Genomic DNA, 19,016 nt, shown 5'->3' with positions numbered 1-19,016 from the left:
GCTCTTTCTCACCTGTCGATCTCGCCGAACACGATGTCCATCGTGCCGATCACCGCGACAGCGTCGGCGATCATGTGACCGCGCGACATTTCGTCGAGGGCGGCGAGGTGCGGGAAACCAGGGGCGCGGATCTTCAAGCGGTACGGCTTGTTGGCGCCGTCGCTCACGAGATAGATGCCGAACTCGCCCTTCGGATGCTCGACGGCGGCATACGCCTCGCCTTCGGGCACATGGAAGCCTTCGGTGAAGAGCTTGAAATGGTGGATCAGCTCCTCCATGTTCGCCTTCATCGATTCGCGCGCGGGCGCGGCGACCTTGTGGTTGTCGGTGATGACAGGACCGGGGTTGGCACGCAGCCAGGCCGAGCACTGCTGGATGATCCGGTTGGCCTGGCGCATCTCTTCGACGCGAACCAGGTAGCGGTCGTAGCAGTCGCCGGTCTTGCCGACGGGCACGTCGAACTGCATGCGGTCGTAGACGTCGTAGGGCTGCTTCTTGCGCAGGTCCCATTCGATGCCCGAGCCGCGCAGCATGGGGCCGGTGAAGCCGAGGTTCAGCGCGCGCTCCGGCGAGACCACGCCGATGCCCACGGTGCGCTGCTTCCAGATGCGGTTGTCGGTGAGCAGCGTCTCGTACTCGTCGACCATCTTCGGGAAGCGCTTGCAGAAGTCGTCGACGAAGTCGAGCAGCGAGCCCTGGCGGTTCTCGTTGAGCTTCTCGATGGCCTTCGCGTTCTTGACCTTGCTGACCTTGTACTGCGGCATCGCATCCGGCAGGTCGCGGTACACGCCGCCCGGACGGAAGTACGCCGCGTGCATGCGCGCGCCAGAGACGGCCTCGTACATGTCGAACAGGTCTTCGCGCTCACGGAAGCAGTAGATGAGCATGTTCATCGCACCGCAGTCCAGGCCGTGAGCACCGAGCCACAGCAGGTGATTCAGCAGGCGGGTGATCTCGGCGAACATCACGCGGATGTACTGCGCGCGCTCCGGCACCTCGAGGCCCAGCATGCGCTCGATGGCAAGGCAGTAGGCGTGCTCGTTGCTCATCATCGACACGTAGTCGAGACGGTCCATGTACGGCAGCGACTGGATGAAGGTGCGCGATTCGGCAAGCTTCTCGGTGGCGCGGTGCAACAGGCCGATGTGGGGGTCGGCACGCTGGATCACTTCGCCGTCCAGCTCGAGCACGAGGCGCAGCACGCCGTGCGCTGCCGGGTGCTGGGGACCGAAGTTGAGTGTGTAGTTCTTGATTTCGGCCATATCAGTCAGTGCAAACCGCCGCCGTAGTTGTCTTCGCGGATCACGCGCGGGGTGATTTCGCGCGGCTCGATGGAAACCGGCTGGTAGACCACGCGCTTCTGCTCTTCGTCGTAACGCATCTCGACGTGACCCGACACCGGGAAGTCCTTGCGGAACGGATGGCCAATGAAGCCGTAGTCGGTCAGGATGCGGCGCAGGTCGTCGTGACCTTCGAACACGATGCCGTAGAGGTCGAAGGCCTCGCGCTCGAACCAGGTGGCGGCATTCCAGACGGACTGCAGCGAGTCGACAACAGGGAAGTCATCGCTGTCCGCGAACACCTTGAGGCGCAGGCGCTGGTTGAGGCTCACAGACATCAGGTGGGAGACGACGCCGTAGCGTGCGCCCTGCCACTCGCCTTCACGGTAGCTGGAGTAGTCCATGCCGCAGAGATCGATCAGCTGCTCGAAACGGCAGCCGGGCGCATCGCGCAGCAGCAAGGAGGCCTCGAGATAGTCGGCGGCGCCGACCACGACGGTCACTTCGCCGAGGGCAACGGTCACGCTCTTGGCCTTGGCGCCGAGAGTCTCGGCGACGGTGGCGCGCAGCACCTCCGGCGAAATTGCAAAGTCAGTCATCGTCGGCAATCCCTCAGGCGCGGGCAATGGTGTTGGTGCGGCGAATCTTCTGCTGCAACTGGATCACGCCGTAGAGCAAGGCCTCGGCGGTGGGCGGGCAACCCGGAACATAGACGTCGACCGGCACGATGCGGTCGCAGCCGCGCACGACCGAATAGCTGTAGTGGTAGTAGCCACCGCCATTCGCGCACGAACCCATGGAGAGAACCCAGCGCGGCTCGGGCATCTGGTCGTAGACCTTGCGCAGAGCCGGAGCCATCTTGTTGCACAGCGTGCCGGCCACGATCATCAGATCGGACTGGCGCGGGCTGGGGCGGAACAGCATGCCGAAGCGGTCGATATCATAGCGGGCGGCGCCCGCGTGCATCATCTCCACCGCACAGCATGCAAGGCCGAAGGTCATCGGCCAGAGAGAACCAGTCTTCGCCCAGTTGACGACCGAATCGTAGGTCGTGGTGACGAAGCCTTCCTTGAGAACGCCTTCAATGGCCATCGTGTTTCTTCCTTGTCATTCCCAGTCGAGCGCACCCTTTTTCCACTCGTAGGCGAAGCCCACGACGAGGATGGCGAGAAAGATCATCATGGCCCAGAAGCCGACAGCACCGATCTCCTTGAGCGCAATGGCCCACGGAAAGAGAAAGGCAATCTCGAGATCGAACAGGATGAAGAGAATCGCGACGAGGTAATAGCGCACGTCGAACTTCATGCGCGCATCCTCGAAGGCTTCAAAGCCACACTCGTAGGGAGCGTTCTTTGCGGCGTCGGGCCTGTTGGGGCCGAGAATGTATCCGATGACCTGAGGGGCGACGCCTACGCCGACTCCGACCAGAATGAACAAAAGGACGGGGAGGTAGGAATCGAGATTCATCGAGAGTTTTTCACCGCTTGCCACCGGCAGGAAGAACCTCTGGATGAGGTTTTCTGCCGATGAGATTTGGTGCGGTCGGCGAGACTCGAACTCGCACAGCTTTCGCCACTACCCCCTCAAGATAGCGTGTCTACCAATTTCACCACGACCGCGGTTTTTTCTGTTCGGATGGCATGAGGTACCCGCAAGAGGAATTTGGCTTTCCGAACAGATTTAGAGTTTACCCTGAAATGGAGCCATTTCTCACGGGCAACTCATGAAAACGAGTTGATTACTTGCTCGGAATCTGGCCCGCACCCGAAACAGGGGCTGCAGGAGCCGAAGCAGGAGCATTGGGAGCAGCAGCACCAGGAATTTCGTTGGCCGCACCGGAGGTCGGCGCAGCAGGCGCACCCACCGTTGCACGCTCCAGAAGACTGCCGCCGCCAGCGGGACGCGCGTGGCTGAAATAGGCAAGCAGCAGCGTGCATGCGAAGAACACGGCAGCGAGCACCGCCGTGGTGCGCGAGAGGAAGTTGGCACTGCCGCTGGCACCGAACAGGCTGCCCGCACTGCCGCTGCCGAAGGCCGCGCCCATGTCGGCGCCCTTGCCGTGCTGGATCAGGATCAGGCCGATCATTGCGAGGGCAGCCAGCATCTGCACGCCGACCAGAAGGTTGAGGACCAGGTTCATTCGTTCTTACTCCTAATTTGAGGCAGCCGTTGCGCGTTCAGCGCGCAGCGGCGGAAATGATCTGCAGAAAGTCGGGCGCCTTGAGCGATGCGCCACCGATGAGGCCGCCATCGATGTCGGCCTGTGCCAGCAGCTCGGCGGCATTCGCCGCATTCATGCTGCCGCCGTAGAGGATGCGGATGCCGGCGGCATGCTCGCTCGCCGCGTGATGCAGCTGTGCGCGCAGCACCGCGTGCACAGCCTGCGCCTGTTCGGGCGTGGCCGTCTTGCCCGTGCCGATGGCCCACACAGGCTCGTACGCCACGACGATCTCGCTGATGCAATGGCCGTTCACATGAATGACCGCAGCCAGCTGGCGCTTGACGACTTCTTCGGTCTGCCCTGCTTCGCGCTGTGCCAGCGTTTCGCCCACGCACACGATCGGCGTGATGCCGCCGGCCAGCGCCGCAGCCGTCTTGGCAGCGACCACATCGTCGGTCTCGCCGTGATACTGCCGGCGCTCCGAATGACCGACGATGGCATAACGCACACCGAAGTCCTTCAGCATCGCGGCCGACTGCTCGCCGGTGAACGCACCTTGCGGATGCGCCGAAATGTCCTGCGCACCGAGCCCCAGCGCCGGCGAACCCGCCAGCAGCGATTGCAGTTGCGCGAAGTAAGGCGCGGGCGCGCACAGGGCCACGTCGCAAGCCGCCGGGCTTGCGGCCAGGCCCTGCTGCAGGGCCTTCACCAGCGCCTCGTTGGCAGCCAGGCTGCCGTTCATCTTCCAGTTGCCGGCGATCAGCTTCTTCTTGGTTGTCATCGCGTTCGTCTTCTCGTCACTCACCATGTCAGCACGATCTTGCCGATGTGCTGGTTCGATTCCATCAGCGCATGAGCCTGGGCCGCACCGCTGGGCTCACCTGCTGCAGCAAAGGTGCTGTGGATCACGGGCTTGATCGCGCCGCTTTCCAGCAGCGGCCAGACCTTCTCGCGCAACGCCTTGGCGATGGCGCCCTTGAACGCCACCGGCCGCGGACGCAGCGTCGAGCCGGTGATCGTGAGCCGCCTGCGCAGCACGAGGCCCGCATTGATCTCGCTCTTCACGCCGCCCTGCACCGCGATGATGACCAGACGGCCGTCTTCAGCCAGGCATTCGACCTCGCGCGCCACGTAATCGCCCGCAACCATGTCGAGCACCACGTCCACGCCCTTGCCACCGGTGAGCTTCTTCGCCTCTTCGACGAAGTCACTCGTGCGGTAGTTGATGGCGTGGTCGGCGCCGAGCTTGAGGCAGGCTTCGCACTTGTCGTCGCTGCCGGCCGTGACGATCACGGTGGCGCCGAGCGCCTTGGCGATCTGGATCGCCGTGACGCCGATGCCGCTCGAGCCGCCCTGGATCAGCAGCGTCTCGCCCTTCTGCAGGCGGCCGCGCTCGAACACGTTGCTCCAGACGGTGAAGAAGGTCTCGGGCAGCGACGCCGCCTCGAGATCGCTCCACCCCTTGGGCACGGGCAGGCACTGCGCCACGGGCGCAACGCACAACTCGGCGTAGCCACCGCCGGCGATCAGCGCGCAGACGCGGTCGCCGACCTTGAAGCCCGCCTCGGCCAGCGCCGCGGCGTCGCCCGACACGATCTCGCCGGCCACTTCGAGGCCCGGCAGATCGGACGCACCCGGCGGCACAGGATAGTGCCCCTTGCGCTGCAACACGTCCGGACGATTGACGCCACTCGCCGCGACGCGGATCAGCAGCTCGCCCACGCCCGCCACAGGGTCGGGACGCTCGGCGACGCGCAGCACCTCGGGGGCGCCGTACGAAGTGATTTCAATGGCTTTCATGGTCCTTCGGCCTCCAACGCCCGCAGATGGGGCGAAGCTTGACGTTCAAAAGATAGCAGCGGCGGCCACAGGGACCGCCGTTGCGCCCTTCTTACTCCTGAGGCTCGCGCGGGGCCTGCTGCGGCTGCTCGCCGGCAGGGGCTTCGCTGCGCGGCTGCTGTTGCTGCTCGCCGTTGAAGCGCGGTGCGCGTTCGCCACGGTCGCCGCGATCACCACCACGGTCACCGCGATCGCCACGGTCGCCGCGTTCACGACGCTCGCCGCGGTCACCACGGTCTTCGCGGGGCGGGCGCTCGCTGTATTCCATGCCGGCCGGACGCTCGGTCAGGGCCTTCATGGACAGCTTGACGCGGCCCTTCTCATCCGTTTCCAGGACCTTGACCTTCACGATCTGGCCTTCGCTCAGATAGTCGGTCACCTTCTCGACGCGCTCGTGCGCGATCTGGCTGATGTGCAGCAGGCCGTCCTTGCCGGGCAGCAGGTTGATGAGCGCGCCGAAGTCCAGGATCTTGGTGACCGGGCCTTCGTAGACCTTGCCGATTTCGACTTCGGCCGTGATCTGCTCGATGCGCTTCTTGGCCAGCTCGGCCTTTTCCGGATCGGTCGAGGCGATGGTGATGGTGCCGTCCTCGTCGATGTTGATCGTCGTGCCGGTCTCTTCCTGCAGGCCGCGGATGACGGCGCCGCCCTTGCCGATCACGTCGCGGATCTTCTCGGGGTTGATCTTCAGCGTGGTCAGGCGCGGAGCGAACTGCGACACGTCGGCCTTGGCCTCGCCCATCGCTTCCTGCATCTTGCCGAGGATGTGCATGCGCGCTTCCTTGGCCTGTGCCAGTGCGACCTGCATGATCTCCTTGGTGATGCCCTGGATCTTGATGTCCATCTGCAAGGCGGTGATGCCGTTGGTCGTGCCGGCCACCTTGAAGTCCATGTCACCCAGGTGATCTTCGTCGCCCAGGATGTCGGTCAGCACCGCGAAGCGGTTGTCTTCCTTGATCAGGCCCATGGCGATGCCGGCCACGTGCGCCTTCATGGGCACGCCGGCGTCCATCATCGAGAGGCAGCCGCCGCACACCGATGCCATCGACGACGAGCCGTTCGACTCGGTGATTTCCGACACCACGCGAACCGTGTACGGGAACTCTTCCTTGTTCGGCAGCACGGCGACGAGCGCGCGCTTGGCCAGGCGGCCGTGGCCGATTTCGCGGCGCTTGGTCGAGCCCATGCGGCCCACTTCGCCGGTGGCGAAGGGAGGCATGTTGTAGTGGAACAGGAAGCGGTCTTCGTACTCGCCGGCCAGCGCGTCGATGCGCTGCGCGTCGCGTTCGGTGCCGAGCGTGGTGATGACCAGCGCCTGCGTTTCGCCGCGCGTGAACAGGGCCGAACCGTGGGTGCGGGGCAGCACCGAGTTGCGGATCTCGATGGGGCGCACGGTGCGCGTGTCGCGGCCGTCGATGCGGGGTTCGCCCGACAGGATCTGGCTGCGCACGATCTTCGATTCGATGGCGAACAGCAGGTCGCTGACCTTGCCGGAGTCGAATTCGGCGCCTTCGGCCTTCAGGGCCTCGAGCACGCTGGCGTTGGCTTCGCGCAGGGCTTGCGTACGAGCCTGCTTGCTGCGGATCTGGTAGACGGCGCGCAGCTTGTCTTCGGCCAGGCCCTTGACCTTGGCGACGAAGGCTTCGTCTTCGGCGGGCGCCTGCCAGTCCCACACGGGCTTGCCGGCGTCGCGCACGAGTTCATGGATCGCGTTGATGGCGATGTTGGCCTGCTCGTGGCCGAACACCACGCCGCCCAGCATGATTTCTTCGCTGAGTTGCAGGGCTTCGGATTCGACCATCAGCACGGCGGCTTGCGTACCGGCGACGACGAGGTCCATCTGCGAATCCTTGCGGGCGGTCTGGCCCGGATTCAGCACGTACTGGCCGTTGATGTAGCCCACGCGGGCGGCACCGATCGGGCCGTTGAACGGCACGCCGGAGATCGACAGCGCGGCGCTCACGCCGATCATGGCGGCGATGTCGGCGTCGACTTCGGGGTTCAGCGAGATCGTGTGGATGACCACATGCACTTCGTTCAGGAAGCCTTCGGGGAACAGCGGGCGGATCGGGCGGTCGATCAGGCGGCTGGTCAGCGTTTCGTGCTCGCTGGGCTTGGCTTCGCGCTTGAAGAAGCTGCCGGGGATCTTGCCGGCGGCGTAGGTCTTCTCGATGTAGTCGACGGTCAGCGGGAAGAAGTCCTGGCCGGGCTTGGCCGACTTGGAGGCGACCACGGTCGCGAGGATGACGGTGCCGTCGATGTCGACGAGCACTGCGCCGCTGGCCTGGCGGGCGATTTCGCCCGTTTCCATGACCACGGTCTTGTCGCCCCATTGGAACGACTTGGTGACTTTGTTGAAGAGGCTCATGTTTTGCTCCTGTTTTGATAGCGAACTACACGGAGTCCGCAGGTGACGGAGGCTTCTCAGAACACGATGCCATTCCAGCGAAGCTCGGGGAGAACTTCATTGGAATGACACAGCTTCGCTCTGTTTGGGCACTCCGAAAGTGGATCGCGAAGTAAAAAACGCCTGAGCTAGCGGACTAACCCAGGCGTTTTTTCATGCGATTTGGATTACTTGCGCAGACCCAGCTTGGCGATCAGCGCGGTGTAGCGGTCGGCGTCCTTGGACTTGAGGTAGTCGAGGAGCTTGCGACGGCGGCTCACCATGCGCAGCAGGCCGCGACGACCGTGGTGGTCCTTGGCGTGCGTCTTGAAGTGGGGGGTGAGCTCGTTGATGCGGGCGGTCAGCAGTGCGACTTGCACTTCGGGGCTGCCGGTGTCGTTGGCGGCGCGGGCGTTGTCCTTGACAACTTCGGCCTTGATGGAGGCTGCGATCATGTTGATTTCCTTGTTCCGGGATGTTTGACTTGCGGCAAGGACTGGAACTGCCCTCGCCGTGCGCCTTGCGGCATGCAAAGCCTTGGAATTATAGCCCGACCGCCCTTCCCGGGCTTTTCGCCCCCTTGGAAGGCCCGGAAGGCCTTCCGTCGAGCGACGCCAGCCCCACCGCCCCCAGAACGCAGGCGGCCCCGCCGATCTGGGCCGGGCTGATGCTTTCCCCCAGCCACAGCGCCGCCAGCACCAGCGCCGAAACCGGCAGCACGGCGGTGAAAAGCGCCGCCTCGGCCCCATTCAGCCGGGAAGATCCGGCAAACCACAGCACGAAGCCCAGCACCGTGGGCACCAGGGCGTAGTAGGCCACACCGGCCAGGGCGTCCGCAGGCAGGGGCTGCACCCAGGCCCGCTCGAACAGGGCGGGCACCAGCGACAGCAGCAGCCCGAAAGCCGTCATCAGCGTGGACAGCGCCAGCGGACTCACCGGCACCCGCAGCCGCTTGTTGAGCAGGATGAACATCGCCTCGCAGACCACGGCGCCCAGCACCAGCAGGTTGCCGATCAGCGCCGCAGGGGATTTCGAGTCCCCTGCCGAAACCGCCCCCGCCCCAGGCCAGCTGATCGCCAGCACCCCCGCCGTCGCCAGCACGATGCTGCCCACCAGAAACCGCCCCGGCCGCTCGCGCAGCGCGATCACCGCCACCAGCGCGGCCACCGCCGGCAAGGTGCCCGCCACCACGCCCGCGCTGGCGGCCGGCGCCCAGCGCACGCCCAGGATCAGCAGCACCGTGTAGCCCACGCTTCCCAGCCCGGCCTGGCACACCAGCAGCGCCAGGTCGCGCCGATCGGGCCTCGGCCATGGCGTTCGGGTCAGCCGCAGCAGCACGAGGAACACAGGCAGCGCCAGCGCGAAGCGCAGCGCGGTCGCGGTGAAAGGCGGCAGCCCCGCCGCGATGACCTTGCTGGCCACCACCGTGCTCCCGACCGTGACCATTGCCAGCGCGCAAAGCGCCATGCCTTTCAACCGTTGCGACGACATCCCGGGCCTTTCCGAAAAGAAAACCCGAGCTTCGCGGCCCCTGCGCGCCGCGTATTGAACGAAATTGCAGCCGGCGTGCTACTTCTGCCGCGCCAGCCAGTCGCGCAGCCGCTCCACGCCCTTCACCAGCCGCTGCGGGTCCTTCGAGGCGAAGCACCAGCGCAGCCAGCCCTGCGCCTCGGGCGCGAAGGCATTGCCCGGCGCGAGCCCCAGGCCCGCCTCGGCCACCAGCCGCTTGGCCACCTCGAGCGAATCGCCGAAGCCTTCCAGACGGAAGAAGGCGTACATGCCGCCCTTGGCCGGCGCCACCTGCACGCCCGGCAACGCAGCCAGCAGCGGCACCAGCGTGTCGCGGCACTGCTTGAGGTGCGCCACCACGCGCGGCGTGATCTCGGCCGTGTGCTCGATGGCGGCGATGGCGGCGCGTTGCGTGAACACGCTGGCGCACGAGGTGTTGAACTCGATCAGCTTGCCGATGCCGTCCACCATCGAGGGCGGCAGCACCAGCCAGCCCAGGCGCCAGCCGGTCATCAGGAAGCTCTTGGAGAAGCTGTGCGTGACCACCAGGCGGTCATCGGGCTTCGAGATGTCGAGGAAGCTCGGCGCGCAGGCGTTGGGCGTGGGCTCGAAGTAGAGCCGCTCGTACACCTCGTCGGCCAGGATCCAGGTGCCGGTCTGGCGGCAGTGATCGAGCACGGCCTGCTGCTCCTCGCGGGTCATGGTCCAGCCCGTGGGATTGTTCGGCGCGTTGACGATCAGCAGCTTCGTCTTCGACGTGACCGCCGCGCGCAGCGCCGGCAGGTCGAGCGTCCACTGGCCATTCACCGGCACCAGCGGCAGCGTGCGCACGTGCGCGCCCATGATGGCGGGCTGCGCCGTCAGGTTGGGCCACACGGGCGTGACGGCGACCACGTCGTCGCCCGCGTCGACCAGCGCCTGCACGGCGAGCATCAACGCGCTCACGCCGCCCGAGGTGACGGCGATGCGCGCCGCATCGATCGTCGGATGCAGCGCGCTCGAATAGCGCGCGATGGCTTCGCGCAGCTCGGGCAGGCCGAGGTTGTGGGCGTAGAAGGTCTCGCCGCGCTGCAGCGATTCGATGGCCGCCTGGCGGACCACCTCGGGGGTGACTTCGTCGCTCTCGCCGAACCAGAAGGCCAGCACGTCGTCGCGGCCCATGCCGGCATTGGCGACTTCGCGGATCTTCGATGCTTCGAGGTTGTGGATGGCTTCACGCATGTCCGGTGTTCCTGTTCTTCGTCAACTTCAGGTCAAGGTTTCTTCATCTTGCACGAGGTCGGCAGCTCGGCGCGTTCGGGGGCGATCGTCTTGACCACGCGGAAGCCGTAGCCGGAGCCTTCCACGTCGAACTGCACGCCCGGCCTGCCCTGCCGGTCCATCACGCCGACCACGAGCTGCTGCTGGAACTGGTGGTCCGCCGCGCGCATGCGCCCGCGCTGGCCGTACAGGCTCACGTCGGCCTGCTCCAGCGCGCGCGCCACCGGCACCGCCTCGACGCTGCCGGCGCGCTCGACGGCCTGCACGAGCGCCTCGATCATCAGCTGCAGCCGCATGTGCACGTAGTCGTCGGATGGCTTCGGAAAGCGCGCCCGGAAGGCGCGATAGAAGGCCTCGGACTGTGCCGTCTGCACGTTGGGCAGCCAGTCGGCCACCGCGACCACACGCCCGATGCCCGCGTCGCCGATGGCCGCCGGCGCGCCCAGTGCATTGCCGTAGAAGGTGTAGAAGCTGCCGTTGAAGCCCGCTTCGCGCGCTGCCTTCACCAGCAGCGTGAGGTCGTTGCCCCAGTTGCCCGTGACCACCGCCTGCGCGCCGCTGGCGATGATCTTCGTTGCATAGGGCGCGAAGTCCTTCACCTTGCCCATGGGGTGCAGCTCGTCGCCGACGATCTCCACGTCGGGCCGCTGCGCGCCGAGCTGCCGGCGCGCCTCGCGCAGCACGGCCTGGCCGAAGCTGTAGTCCTGCCCGATCAGGTAGACGCGCTTGAGCGTTGCGTCGTCCTTCACCACGTCCATCAGCGCGGCCATGCGCATGTCGGCGTGCGCGTCGAAGCGGAAGTGCCAGAAGCTGCAGCGCTCGTTCGTGAGCGAGGGATCGACCGCCGCGTAGTTCAGGAAGATCGCGCGCCGCGAAGGATCACGCTCATTGTTCTTGTCGATGGCGTCGATCAGCGCAGCAGCCGTGGCCGACGAATTGCCCTGCAGCACGATGCGTGCGCCGTCGTCCAGCGCGGCGCGCAGCGCGGAAAGCGCTTCCTCGTTCTGTCCCTTGCTGTCGTAGCGGTCGAGCTGCAACGGGCGCGCACCTCCGGGAACACCGGACAGCTTGACCCCGCCGCGCGCATTCACGCGCTCCACCGCCCACAGCAGGTTGCGAAACACCGCCTCTCCGGTGTTGGCGAAGGGCCCGCTCATGCTTTCGATGAGAGCCAGGCGAATGGGCGCGGGAGGCGTCTGCGCAAGCGCTGCGAAGGGCCTCGCGCATAGCGCCAGCGCCGCGAATTTCAAGGCCTCGCGACGCAAATTAAAGGGGGGACTCATTGTCTTGAAACGCGTGCCGCTGCGCCTAGATGAGGTCTCAAGCGGCACTCACGATTGAACGGCCGCGCAGTGTAAGGGACACACATTCCTTGTCCCCATTGTGTTGATTCAGGAGTTCTTCATCATGTTTTTCGCCCCTACCCTTCGCACCGCCCGCTTCGCTCCCCGCGCGTATGACCGCTCGTTCGAACGCTTCGTGAACGAAGCCTTCGCAGGCGCCCGCCGCTCGCCCCTGGTGGAGCAGGACGACAAGAGCTGGACCCTCTCGCTCGACGTTCCGGGCTTCGCGCGCGAAGACCTCGCGATCAGCATCGAAGGCGCCGTCCTGCGCATCGAAAGCAAGGCAGAAGCCAAGCGCCAGTTCAAGGCCGCCTACGAACTGCCGCAGGACATCGACGTGGCCGCCAGCGAAGCGAAGCTCGAGAACGGCGTGCTCACGCTGAAGCTCGGCAAGCTGGTGCCGGTGAGCCAGGCCATGCAGTTGCAAATCAACTAATTCGGCCTATGCCCACAAGAGGAAAATGTTAGTAAGGCCCGCTTTTTGACTTTAAACGAGCACCTTATTCACAATAGCGCTGGATAACGTCACATGATGTGACGTTTTCTTAGAACTTTCTTCTTCGTGGGCGTCTTGTAAACGCACTGAACTAGCTACGGTGCGGTTCGGGTGCCCCCAAAAGGCACCATGAAAACGCATCTTCAGCCCGCCAATCCCAACGAACAATCCGACACGCTCCTGGTGTTCCTGCCCGGGGCGTACCTGAAGCCCGACGAGTTCGAGCGCGAGGGCTTCATCGACGCGGTGCGCGAGCGCCATCTGGCGGCCGACGCCCTGCTGGTCGACGCGGACGTTTCCTACTACTACGAACAGACCCTGAGCGACCGCCTGCACACCGAGGTCATCGAGCCGCAGCGCGCCAAGGGCTACAAGTCGATCTGGCTCGTGGGCATTTCCATCGGCGGCTTCGGCGCGCTGATCCACGAACTGGCGCGGCCGGGCTCGGTCGACGGCATCGTGGCGCTCGCGCCCTACCTCGGACGCCGGGTGCTCGGCGCGGAGATCAAGAAGGCCGGCGGCCTACGCGCCTGGCAGGCTCCCACCGGGCCGCAGCCCGACGAAGAGCCCGACCGCAAGCTCTGGCCCTTCTTCCAGCAATACCTGGAAGCCAAGCCGTCGAAGAACCTTCCGCCGCTGTATCTCGGGTTCGGGCTCGAGGACCGCTTCGCCAGCAACCACAAGCTGCTGGCCGACGCCCTGCCGCCGGGGCGCGTCTTCACGACCGAAGGCGGCCACGACTGGCCGCAATGGCGCCAGCTATGGCGCAATGTGCTGGACGTGCTGCCGCTGCCGGCCGCCGGCAGGTCGCCGAAGCAAACGATTACGCAGTCTCAGGTAACGCCGCCTCGGGCTCGGACAGCGACGCCATGGGCCATCGCGGCCTGACGTCGAAGGCATAGCGCTCGCTCGCCTGCGACAGCCCCGACTGCAGCCGCATCGCGGCGGCCATGGCGATCATGGCGCCGTTGTCGGTGCACAGGTGCAGCTCGGGGTAGTGCACCCGCACCTTGCGCTTGGCGCAGGCCGCATTCAGCTGCTCGCGCAGGCTCCTGTTGGCCCCCACCCCACCGGCCACCACCAGCCGCTTGAGGCCGGTCTGGTCGAGCGCGGCAAGCGATTTCTTCAGCAGCACCTCGACGATGGCCGCCTGCGTGGACGCCGCCAGGTCCGCCTTGCGAGCCTCGAGTTCGTCGCCCAGCTTCTTGGCCTGGGTGAGCACCGCCGTCTTCAGACCGGCGAAAGAAAAGTCGAGATCGCCGCTGTGCAGCAGCGGGCGCGGCAGCTTGAAGGCCGCGGCATCGCCGCCCTCCGCCAGCTTCGCGAGCCACGGCCCGCCGGGGTACGGCAGCCCCATCAGCTTGGCGCTCTTGTCGAAGGCCTCGCCGGCCGCGTCGTCGATGGTCTCGCCGAGCAGTTCGTAGCGGCCCACTCCGTCCACGCGCATCAGCTGCGTGTGGCCGCCCGACACCAGCAGCGCGACGAACGGAAACTCCGGCGGATCGGCGCTCAGGAACGGCGACAGCAGGTGCCCTTCGAGGTGATGCACACCCAGCACCGGCTTGCCCAGCGCCACGCCCAGCGCACAGGCCACGCCGGCCCCCACCAGCAGTGCACCCGCGAGCCCCGGCCCGCGCGTGTAGGCCACCACGTCGATCTCGTCCAGCGAGCGGCCGGCTTCGGCCATGACCGTCTCGGTCAGCGGCAGCACACGGCGGATGTGGTCGCGGCTGGCCAGTTCGGGCACCACGCCGCCGTAGGCCTGGTGCATGGCGATCTGGCTGTGCAGCGCGTGCGAGCACAGCACCGGCAGCGCGCTGCCTTGCGACTCGACCAGCGCCACGCCGGTCTCGTCGCAGGATGATTCGATTCCCAACAAGAGCATGGCGCCGAGTGTAGGCGCGGGCCCCCGCCCGGCGCCCGCGAAGGGGCAAGCGGCGGCGATTGGTGCCTCGCGAGGCACGGATGTTGCAGTGACGGTGCAGAGCCTGCGCCCCACCATGAAATCCGGACTGAGTTTCCTCATCGCCGCCCGTCGCTGCGAAATCGACGAGCTGGACCGGCTCGCGCGCACCAGCGAGCTGGTGGGCCTGATCGGCCGGCTGGTCCACGCGCTGCAGCGCGAGCGCGGCATGTCGAACATGTTCCTCACCTCGCGCGGCGTCCGCTTCGCCGAGCAGCGCGGCCCGCAGATCGCCGAATGCGTCGTGCTCGAGCAGGAGGTCCGCGCCTGCTTCGACCAGCTCGAGGCCGACAACTACCACCGCGGCTCCGACGCCGGCAACAACGCGCGCCTGTTCAGCCGCATCGCCTGGGTGCTGCCGGGCCTGGACGCCCTGCCCGCCCTGCGCCGGCGCATCGACGCGCTCGAACTCAAGCCGGCCCAGTCCACCGCCGCCTTCGCCAAGCTCGTCGCCGGCCTGCTCTCGGTGGTGTTCGAGGCGGCCGACGGCGCCACCGACCCCGAGATCTCGCGCCTGCTGGTCGCAATGTTCAACTTCATGCAGGGCAAGGAGTTCGCCGGCCAGGAGCGCGCATTCGGCTCCGCCGCGCTCGCTCTGGGCCGCAGCGACGAGGCGCAGCGCCTGCAGTGGCTGCACCTGATCGAGTCGCAGGAGCGCTGCTTCCAGGTGTTCACCGATTTCTCGGGCGAAGAGGTGCTCGCGCTCTGGCGCGACAGCCAGCCCGACACCGAAGTGGCCGAGCTGGAGCGCATCCGCCGGCGAGGCGCAGTGTCCGCACCGGCCGACGTGCCGCTGAGCCAGGCCTGGTTCGACTGCTGCACCCGCCGCATCGATGCCATGAAGATCGTGGAGGAACGCCTGGCCGGCGACCTGCGCGCGCTGTGCGAGCACAAGACCGCGCAGGCCCGCAGCGAGCTTCGCGAGTACCGGCAGCTGCTGGACTCGCTGGCGCCCCAGGCCGGCGCCCTCTTCTTCGACGACGCCGATGCCCAGGCCGCCGCGCCGGCCCAGTTCGGCCGCCACCTGGAGCGCTCGGTGCTCGACATGGTCCGGGAGCAGTCGCGGCGCCTGCAGGCCATGAGCGACGAGCTCGAGACCGTGCGCGCCTCGCTCAACGAACGCAAGATCGTCGAACGCGCCAAGGGCCTGCTGATGGCGCATCGCCGCCTCAGCGAGGAAGACGCCCACAAGATGCTGCGCCAGACCGCCATGAACCAGAAGCGGCGGCTGGTCGACGTGGCCGAGTCGATGCTCGCGATGGCCGACTACCTGCCCATGCTCGACCGCGCACCGCCGCGTTGAAGCGAGCGGCTCCGGCGTTCAACTTGGTGCACTGCACAACAACCGTGCCACCGCCCTGCGCCACCCCGGCCGCCCCTTCACCCGCGACGCCCTGCGACTTCGTGCGATATCCAGCTACTTTCTTGATAGCAGCCGGCGAATCTCGAAGCTGGCACACCGCTTGCAAGCAATAAGTTCGTAGGCCCTCGATGGGTCTCCAGGCAGGCGGCACCCAACGGCGGGTGCTTCCCACCGAACCGGACAAAGGCGTCCCCATCCCGCAAGGGCTCGTTTTCGAGCAGCCCCTGCGCGGTGCGGACGCCTTTTCGTTTTTGTCTCGCCCTGTTTGTTTTGTTTGTCTTCAACCGGAGCCCCGCCCCATGACCGACCTGCTCAAAACCCGCCTCAGCCGACGCCGCGTACTGCAAGCCGCGGCCATCGGCGCCGCCGGCATCGACCCCGCCCTGCGCGCGGCCGTCTGGGCCCAGGGCTCCGACAAGCCCGAGAAGGAAGAAGTGAAGATCGGCTTCATCCCGCTGACCGACTGCGCCAGCGTGGTGATGGCATCGGTGCTTGGCATCGACAAGAAGTACGGCGTGAAGATCGTGCCCAGCAAGGAAGCCAGCTGGGCCGGCGTGCGCGACAAGCTGGCCAACGGCGAGCTGGATTTCGCCCACGTCCTCTACGGCCTGGTCTACGGCATGCACCTGGGCCTGAGCGGCCCGAAGAAGGACATGGCCGTGCTCATGACCCTCAACAACAACGGCCAGGCCATCACGCTGTCGAAGAAGCTCGCCGACAAGGGCGCGGTCGATGCCGCATCGCTCGCCAAGCTCATCGCCAGCGAGAAGCGCGAATACACCTTCGCGCAGACCTTCCCCACCGGCACGCACGCCATGTGGCTCTACTACTGGCTCGCATCGGCCGGCATCGACCCGTTCAAGGACGTGAAGAACATCACCGTGCCGCCTCCGCAGATGGTGGCCAACATGCGCGTGGGCAACATGGACGGCTACTGCGTGGGCGAGCCCTGGGGCCAGCGCGCCATCATGGACGGCATCGGCATCACCGCCATCACCACGCAGGACATCTGGAAGGACCACCCCGAGAAGGTGCTCGGCACCACCGGCGAGTTCGCGAAGAAATATCCCAACACGGCACGCGCAGTGACCGCCGCGATCCTCGAGGCCGGCAAGTGGATCGACACCGGCCTGCAGAACAAGAACAAGATGGCCGAGACCATCGCCGACAAGAGCTACGTCAACACCAGCGTGGACGCCATCAACCAGCGCATCCTGGGCCGCTACACCAACGGCCTGGGCAAGAGCTGGGACGACCCCAACCACATGAAGTTCTACAACGGCGGCGCCGTGACCTTCCCGTACCTCTCGGACGGCATGTGGTTCCTCACGCAGCACAAGCGCTGGGGCCTGCTGAAGGAGCACCCCGACTACCTGAAGGTGGCCACCGAGATCAACCGCATCGACATCTACAAGCAGGCCGCCGCCGCCACGCAGACGCCGGTGCCCAAGGAAACGATGCGCAGCAGCAAGCTCTTCGACGGCTCCGTCTGGGACGGCAAGGACCCGAAGAAGTACGCCGATTCCTTCAAGCTCCATGCATAGGGAGAACACCATGGTCAGCGCAGTCTTCCACTCGCCGCTCGATGTGGCCGCCGCCCAGTCGGCGCCCTCCGCCCCGCCCAAGCCGGCCGCCTCCAAGGTGGCGGCTCCGCAGCCGGTGCCGGCCCCCGCACCCGAGCCGCGCACCCGCGCACCGCTCGATCTGCGCGCCTTCTGGATGCGCGTGCTGCCGCCGCTCGCGGGCTTTGGCCTGCTGCTCTTGATCTGGGAGGTGGTGGCCATGAAGAGCACCACCGGCTTCCCCACGCCCGCGGCCACCTGGCAGCAGGCGGTGACGGTGTTCAGCGACCCGTTCTACAGCAAGGGCCCCAACGACCAGGGCGTGGGCTGGAACGTGCTCTCCTCGCTGCAGCGCGTGGCGATGGGCTTCGGCCTGGCGGCGCTGGTCGGCATTCCGGCCGGCTTCGCCATCGGGCGCTTCGAGTTCCTCTCGCGCATGTTCAACCCGCTGATCAGCCTGCTGCGCCCGGTGTCGCCGCTGGCCTGGCTGCCCATCGGCCTGCTGGTGTTCAAGGGCGCCAACCCGGCGGCCATCTGGACCATCTTCATCTGCTCGATCTGGCCGATGGTCATCAACACCGCCGTGGGCGTGCAGCGCGTGCCCACCGACTACATGAACGTGGCCAAGGTGCTGAACCTCAGCGAATGGAAGATCCTCACCAAGATCCTCTTCCCCGCCGTGCTGCCCTACATGCTGACCGGCGTGCGGCTGGCCGTGGGCACCGCCTGGCTGGTGATCGTGGCGGCCGAGATGCTCACCGGCGGCGTCGGCATCGGCTTCTGGGTGTGGGACGAGTGGAACAACCTCAACGTCGCCAACATCATCATCGCGATCTTCGTGATCGGCATCGTGGGGTTGGTGCTGGAGTTCGCGCTCATCAAGCTGGCAACGGCGTTCACGTTCGAAGAGGTGAAGTCATGACCGACGACAGCAAGTACATCGAGATCCACGGCGTCGAGCAGGCTTTCAAGACGCCCAAGGGCCGCTTCGTCGCGCTGCGCGACGTGAACCTGAACGTGGCCAAGGGCGAGTTCATCACGCTCATCGGCCACTCGGGCTGCGGCAAGTCGACGCTGCTGAACCTGATCGCCGGGCTCACCACGCCCACGCAGGGTTCGCTGCTGTGCGCCAACAAAGAGATCAAGGGCCCCGGCCCCGAGCGCGCGGTGGTGTTCCAGAACCACTCGCTGCTGCCCTGGCTGACCTGCTTCGAGAACGTGTACCTCGCGGTCGAGCGCGTGTTCGCGGCCAGCGAGAGCAAGGCCCAGCTTCGTGCACGCACCGACGCGGCACTGGCGCTGGTGGGCCTCACGCCCGCCGCGCAGAAGCGCCCCGGCGAAATCTCCGGCGGCATGAAGCAGCGCGTGGGCATCGCACGGGCGCTTTCGATGGAGCCCAAGGTGCTGCTGCTGGACGAGCCCTTCGGCGCGCTCGACGCCCTCACCCGCGCCAAGCTGCAGGACGAGCTGCTCGCCATCGTGCAGAAGACGCACAGCACCGTCGTCATGGTCACTCACGACGTGGACGAGGCCGTGCTGCTGAGCGATCGCATCGTGATGCTCACCAACGGCCCGGCCGCCACCATCGGCGAAGTGCTCGCGGTGGATATCCCGCGCCCGCGCAACCGCGTCGAGCTGGCGGAAGACCCGGTCTACGTGCATGCGCGCAAGGCGGTGATCGACTTCCTCTACACGCGCCAGGCGCACGTGGAGAAGGTCGCGGCCTGACAGATCGACGCGGCGTCCAGGCGCATCGAGCCATGATCGCCTTCCGGCGAACACCGCGGAACCGGCTTTGCCGGGCCGCAGGTGTTGCCCCCTGCAAGGGGGTTGGCGTAGCGACACGAAGTGCGC

The 19,016-nt window shown here is 66.3% G+C and carries 19 protein-coding genes and 1 tRNA gene; 6 read left to right on the top strand and 14 right to left on the bottom strand.

Going from position 1 to position 19,016, the window contains the following annotated elements; translation table 11 throughout:
• Positions 1-8: 8 nt before the first annotated feature.
• The 13 genes from BMY35_RS24295 to BMY35_RS24235 all read right to left on the bottom strand — a co-directional run bounded on the left by BMY35_RS24295 (position 9) and on the right by BMY35_RS24235 (position 11,718).
• The gene (locus tag BMY35_RS24295) at positions 9-1,262 is read right to left on the bottom strand and encodes an NADH-quinone oxidoreductase subunit D (RefSeq protein ID WP_093204809.1); all 1,254 of its coding nucleotides are present in this window, start codon (positions 1,260-1,262) and stop codon (positions 9-11) included.
• Positions 1,263-1,267: 5 nt separating this feature from the next.
• On the bottom strand, positions 1,268-1,879 hold the full coding sequence (locus tag BMY35_RS24290; protein ID WP_093204806.1) for an NADH-quinone oxidoreductase subunit C: 612 nt from the start codon (positions 1,877-1,879) through the stop codon (positions 1,268-1,270).
• A gap of 13 nt (positions 1,880-1,892) precedes the next feature.
• Positions 1,893-2,372, bottom strand: coding sequence for a NuoB/complex I 20 kDa subunit family protein (locus BMY35_RS24285; protein WP_007837763.1), 480 nt, complete (start codon positions 2,370-2,372; stop codon positions 1,893-1,895).
• A 15-nt stretch (positions 2,373-2,387) separates the two neighbouring features.
• Complete coding sequence (locus BMY35_RS24280; protein ID WP_012748607.1) at positions 2,388-2,747, bottom strand: NADH-quinone oxidoreductase subunit A; 360 nt, start codon at positions 2,745-2,747, stop codon at positions 2,388-2,390.
• 67 nt (positions 2,748-2,814) lie between these two features.
• Positions 2,815-2,899: transfer RNA gene (locus tag BMY35_RS24275), tRNA-Leu, on the bottom strand.
• A 119-nt stretch (positions 2,900-3,018) separates the two neighbouring features.
• Positions 3,019-3,420 (bottom strand): preprotein translocase subunit SecG, encoded by a 402-nt coding sequence (gene secG / locus BMY35_RS24270; protein WP_093204804.1) that lies wholly within the window; start codon positions 3,418-3,420, stop codon positions 3,019-3,021.
• A gap of 37 nt (positions 3,421-3,457) precedes the next feature.
• Positions 3,458-4,222, bottom strand: coding sequence for a triose-phosphate isomerase (tpiA, locus tag BMY35_RS24265; RefSeq protein WP_371287190.1), 765 nt, complete (start codon positions 4,220-4,222; stop codon positions 3,458-3,460).
• A gap of 20 nt (positions 4,223-4,242) precedes the next feature.
• Positions 4,243-5,241, bottom strand: a complete 999-nt coding sequence (locus BMY35_RS24260; protein ID WP_093204800.1) for an NAD(P)H-quinone oxidoreductase — start codon at positions 5,239-5,241, stop codon at positions 4,243-4,245.
• A 91-nt stretch (positions 5,242-5,332) separates the two neighbouring features.
• On the bottom strand, positions 5,333-7,648 hold the full coding sequence (pnp, locus tag BMY35_RS24255) for a polyribonucleotide nucleotidyltransferase (RefSeq protein ID WP_093204797.1): 2,316 nt from the start codon (positions 7,646-7,648) through the stop codon (positions 5,333-5,335).
• Positions 7,649-7,854: 206 nt separating this feature from the next.
• Positions 7,855-8,121: a 30S ribosomal protein S15 gene (rpsO, locus tag BMY35_RS24250; RefSeq protein WP_007837783.1), complete on the bottom strand. Its 267-nt coding sequence runs from the start codon at positions 8,119-8,121 to the stop codon at positions 7,855-7,857.
• Between the two features lie 88 nt (positions 8,122-8,209).
• Entirely contained in the window at positions 8,210-9,157 is a 948-nt protein-coding gene (locus BMY35_RS24245) for a DMT family transporter (protein WP_093204795.1), read from the bottom strand.
• A 78-nt stretch (positions 9,158-9,235) separates the two neighbouring features.
• On the bottom strand, positions 9,236-10,396 hold the full coding sequence (locus tag BMY35_RS24240) for a pyridoxal phosphate-dependent aminotransferase (RefSeq protein WP_093204792.1): 1,161 nt from the start codon (positions 10,394-10,396) through the stop codon (positions 9,236-9,238).
• A 32-nt stretch (positions 10,397-10,428) separates the two neighbouring features.
• Complete coding sequence (locus BMY35_RS24235; protein WP_093204790.1) at positions 10,429-11,718, bottom strand: branched-chain amino acid ABC transporter substrate-binding protein; 1,290 nt, start codon at positions 11,716-11,718, stop codon at positions 10,429-10,431.
• A gap of 124 nt (positions 11,719-11,842) precedes the next feature.
• Between BMY35_RS24235 and BMY35_RS24230 the strand changes: the two genes are divergently transcribed.
• Both BMY35_RS24230 and BMY35_RS24225 read left to right on the top strand, forming a co-directional pair.
• Complete coding sequence (locus BMY35_RS24230; RefSeq protein ID WP_093204788.1) at positions 11,843-12,214, top strand: Hsp20/alpha crystallin family protein; 372 nt, start codon at positions 11,843-11,845, stop codon at positions 12,212-12,214.
• A gap of 189 nt (positions 12,215-12,403) precedes the next feature.
• Entirely contained in the window at positions 12,404-13,162 is a 759-nt protein-coding gene (locus BMY35_RS24225) for an alpha/beta hydrolase-fold protein (protein WP_093204785.1), read from the top strand.
• On the opposite strand, the gene tsaD is transcribed toward BMY35_RS24225, so the two are convergent.
• On the bottom strand, positions 13,098-14,159 hold the full coding sequence (gene tsaD, locus BMY35_RS24220; RefSeq protein ID WP_093204783.1) for a tRNA (adenosine(37)-N6)-threonylcarbamoyltransferase complex transferase subunit TsaD: 1,062 nt from the start codon (positions 14,157-14,159) through the stop codon (positions 13,098-13,100). The genes BMY35_RS24225 and tsaD overlap by 65 nt on opposite strands.
• Before the next feature lie 115 nt (positions 14,160-14,274).
• Here tsaD and BMY35_RS24215 point away from each other — a divergent pair, with 115 nt between their 5' ends.
• From BMY35_RS24215 to BMY35_RS24200, 4 genes are all read left to right on the top strand, one after another.
• Positions 14,275-15,540, top strand: a complete 1,266-nt coding sequence (locus tag BMY35_RS24215; RefSeq protein WP_093204952.1) for a nitrate regulatory protein — start codon at positions 14,275-14,277, stop codon at positions 15,538-15,540.
• A 359-nt stretch (positions 15,541-15,899) separates the two neighbouring features.
• Complete coding sequence (locus BMY35_RS24210) at positions 15,900-17,144, top strand: CmpA/NrtA family ABC transporter substrate-binding protein (protein ID WP_093204781.1); 1,245 nt, start codon at positions 15,900-15,902, stop codon at positions 17,142-17,144.
• Positions 17,145-17,154: 10 nt separating this feature from the next.
• Positions 17,155-18,084, top strand: coding sequence for a nitrate ABC transporter permease (ntrB, locus tag BMY35_RS24205; RefSeq protein ID WP_093204778.1), 930 nt, complete (start codon positions 17,155-17,157; stop codon positions 18,082-18,084).
• Positions 18,081-18,890: an ABC transporter ATP-binding protein gene (locus BMY35_RS24200; protein WP_093204776.1), complete on the top strand. Its 810-nt coding sequence runs from the start codon at positions 18,081-18,083 to the stop codon at positions 18,888-18,890. Before ntrB ends, BMY35_RS24200 begins: the two co-directional genes overlap by 4 nt.
• The last annotated feature ends 126 nt before the right edge of the window (positions 18,891-19,016 follow it).

The organism is Variovorax sp. YR750 (assembly GCF_900109805.1).
GTDB classification, from domain to species: Bacteria; Pseudomonadota; Gammaproteobacteria; order Burkholderiales; family Burkholderiaceae_C; genus Variovorax; species Variovorax gossypii.
The sequence above is the reverse complement of the archived record's forward strand: the minus strand, read 5'-3'. Positions and strand labels throughout refer to the sequence as shown.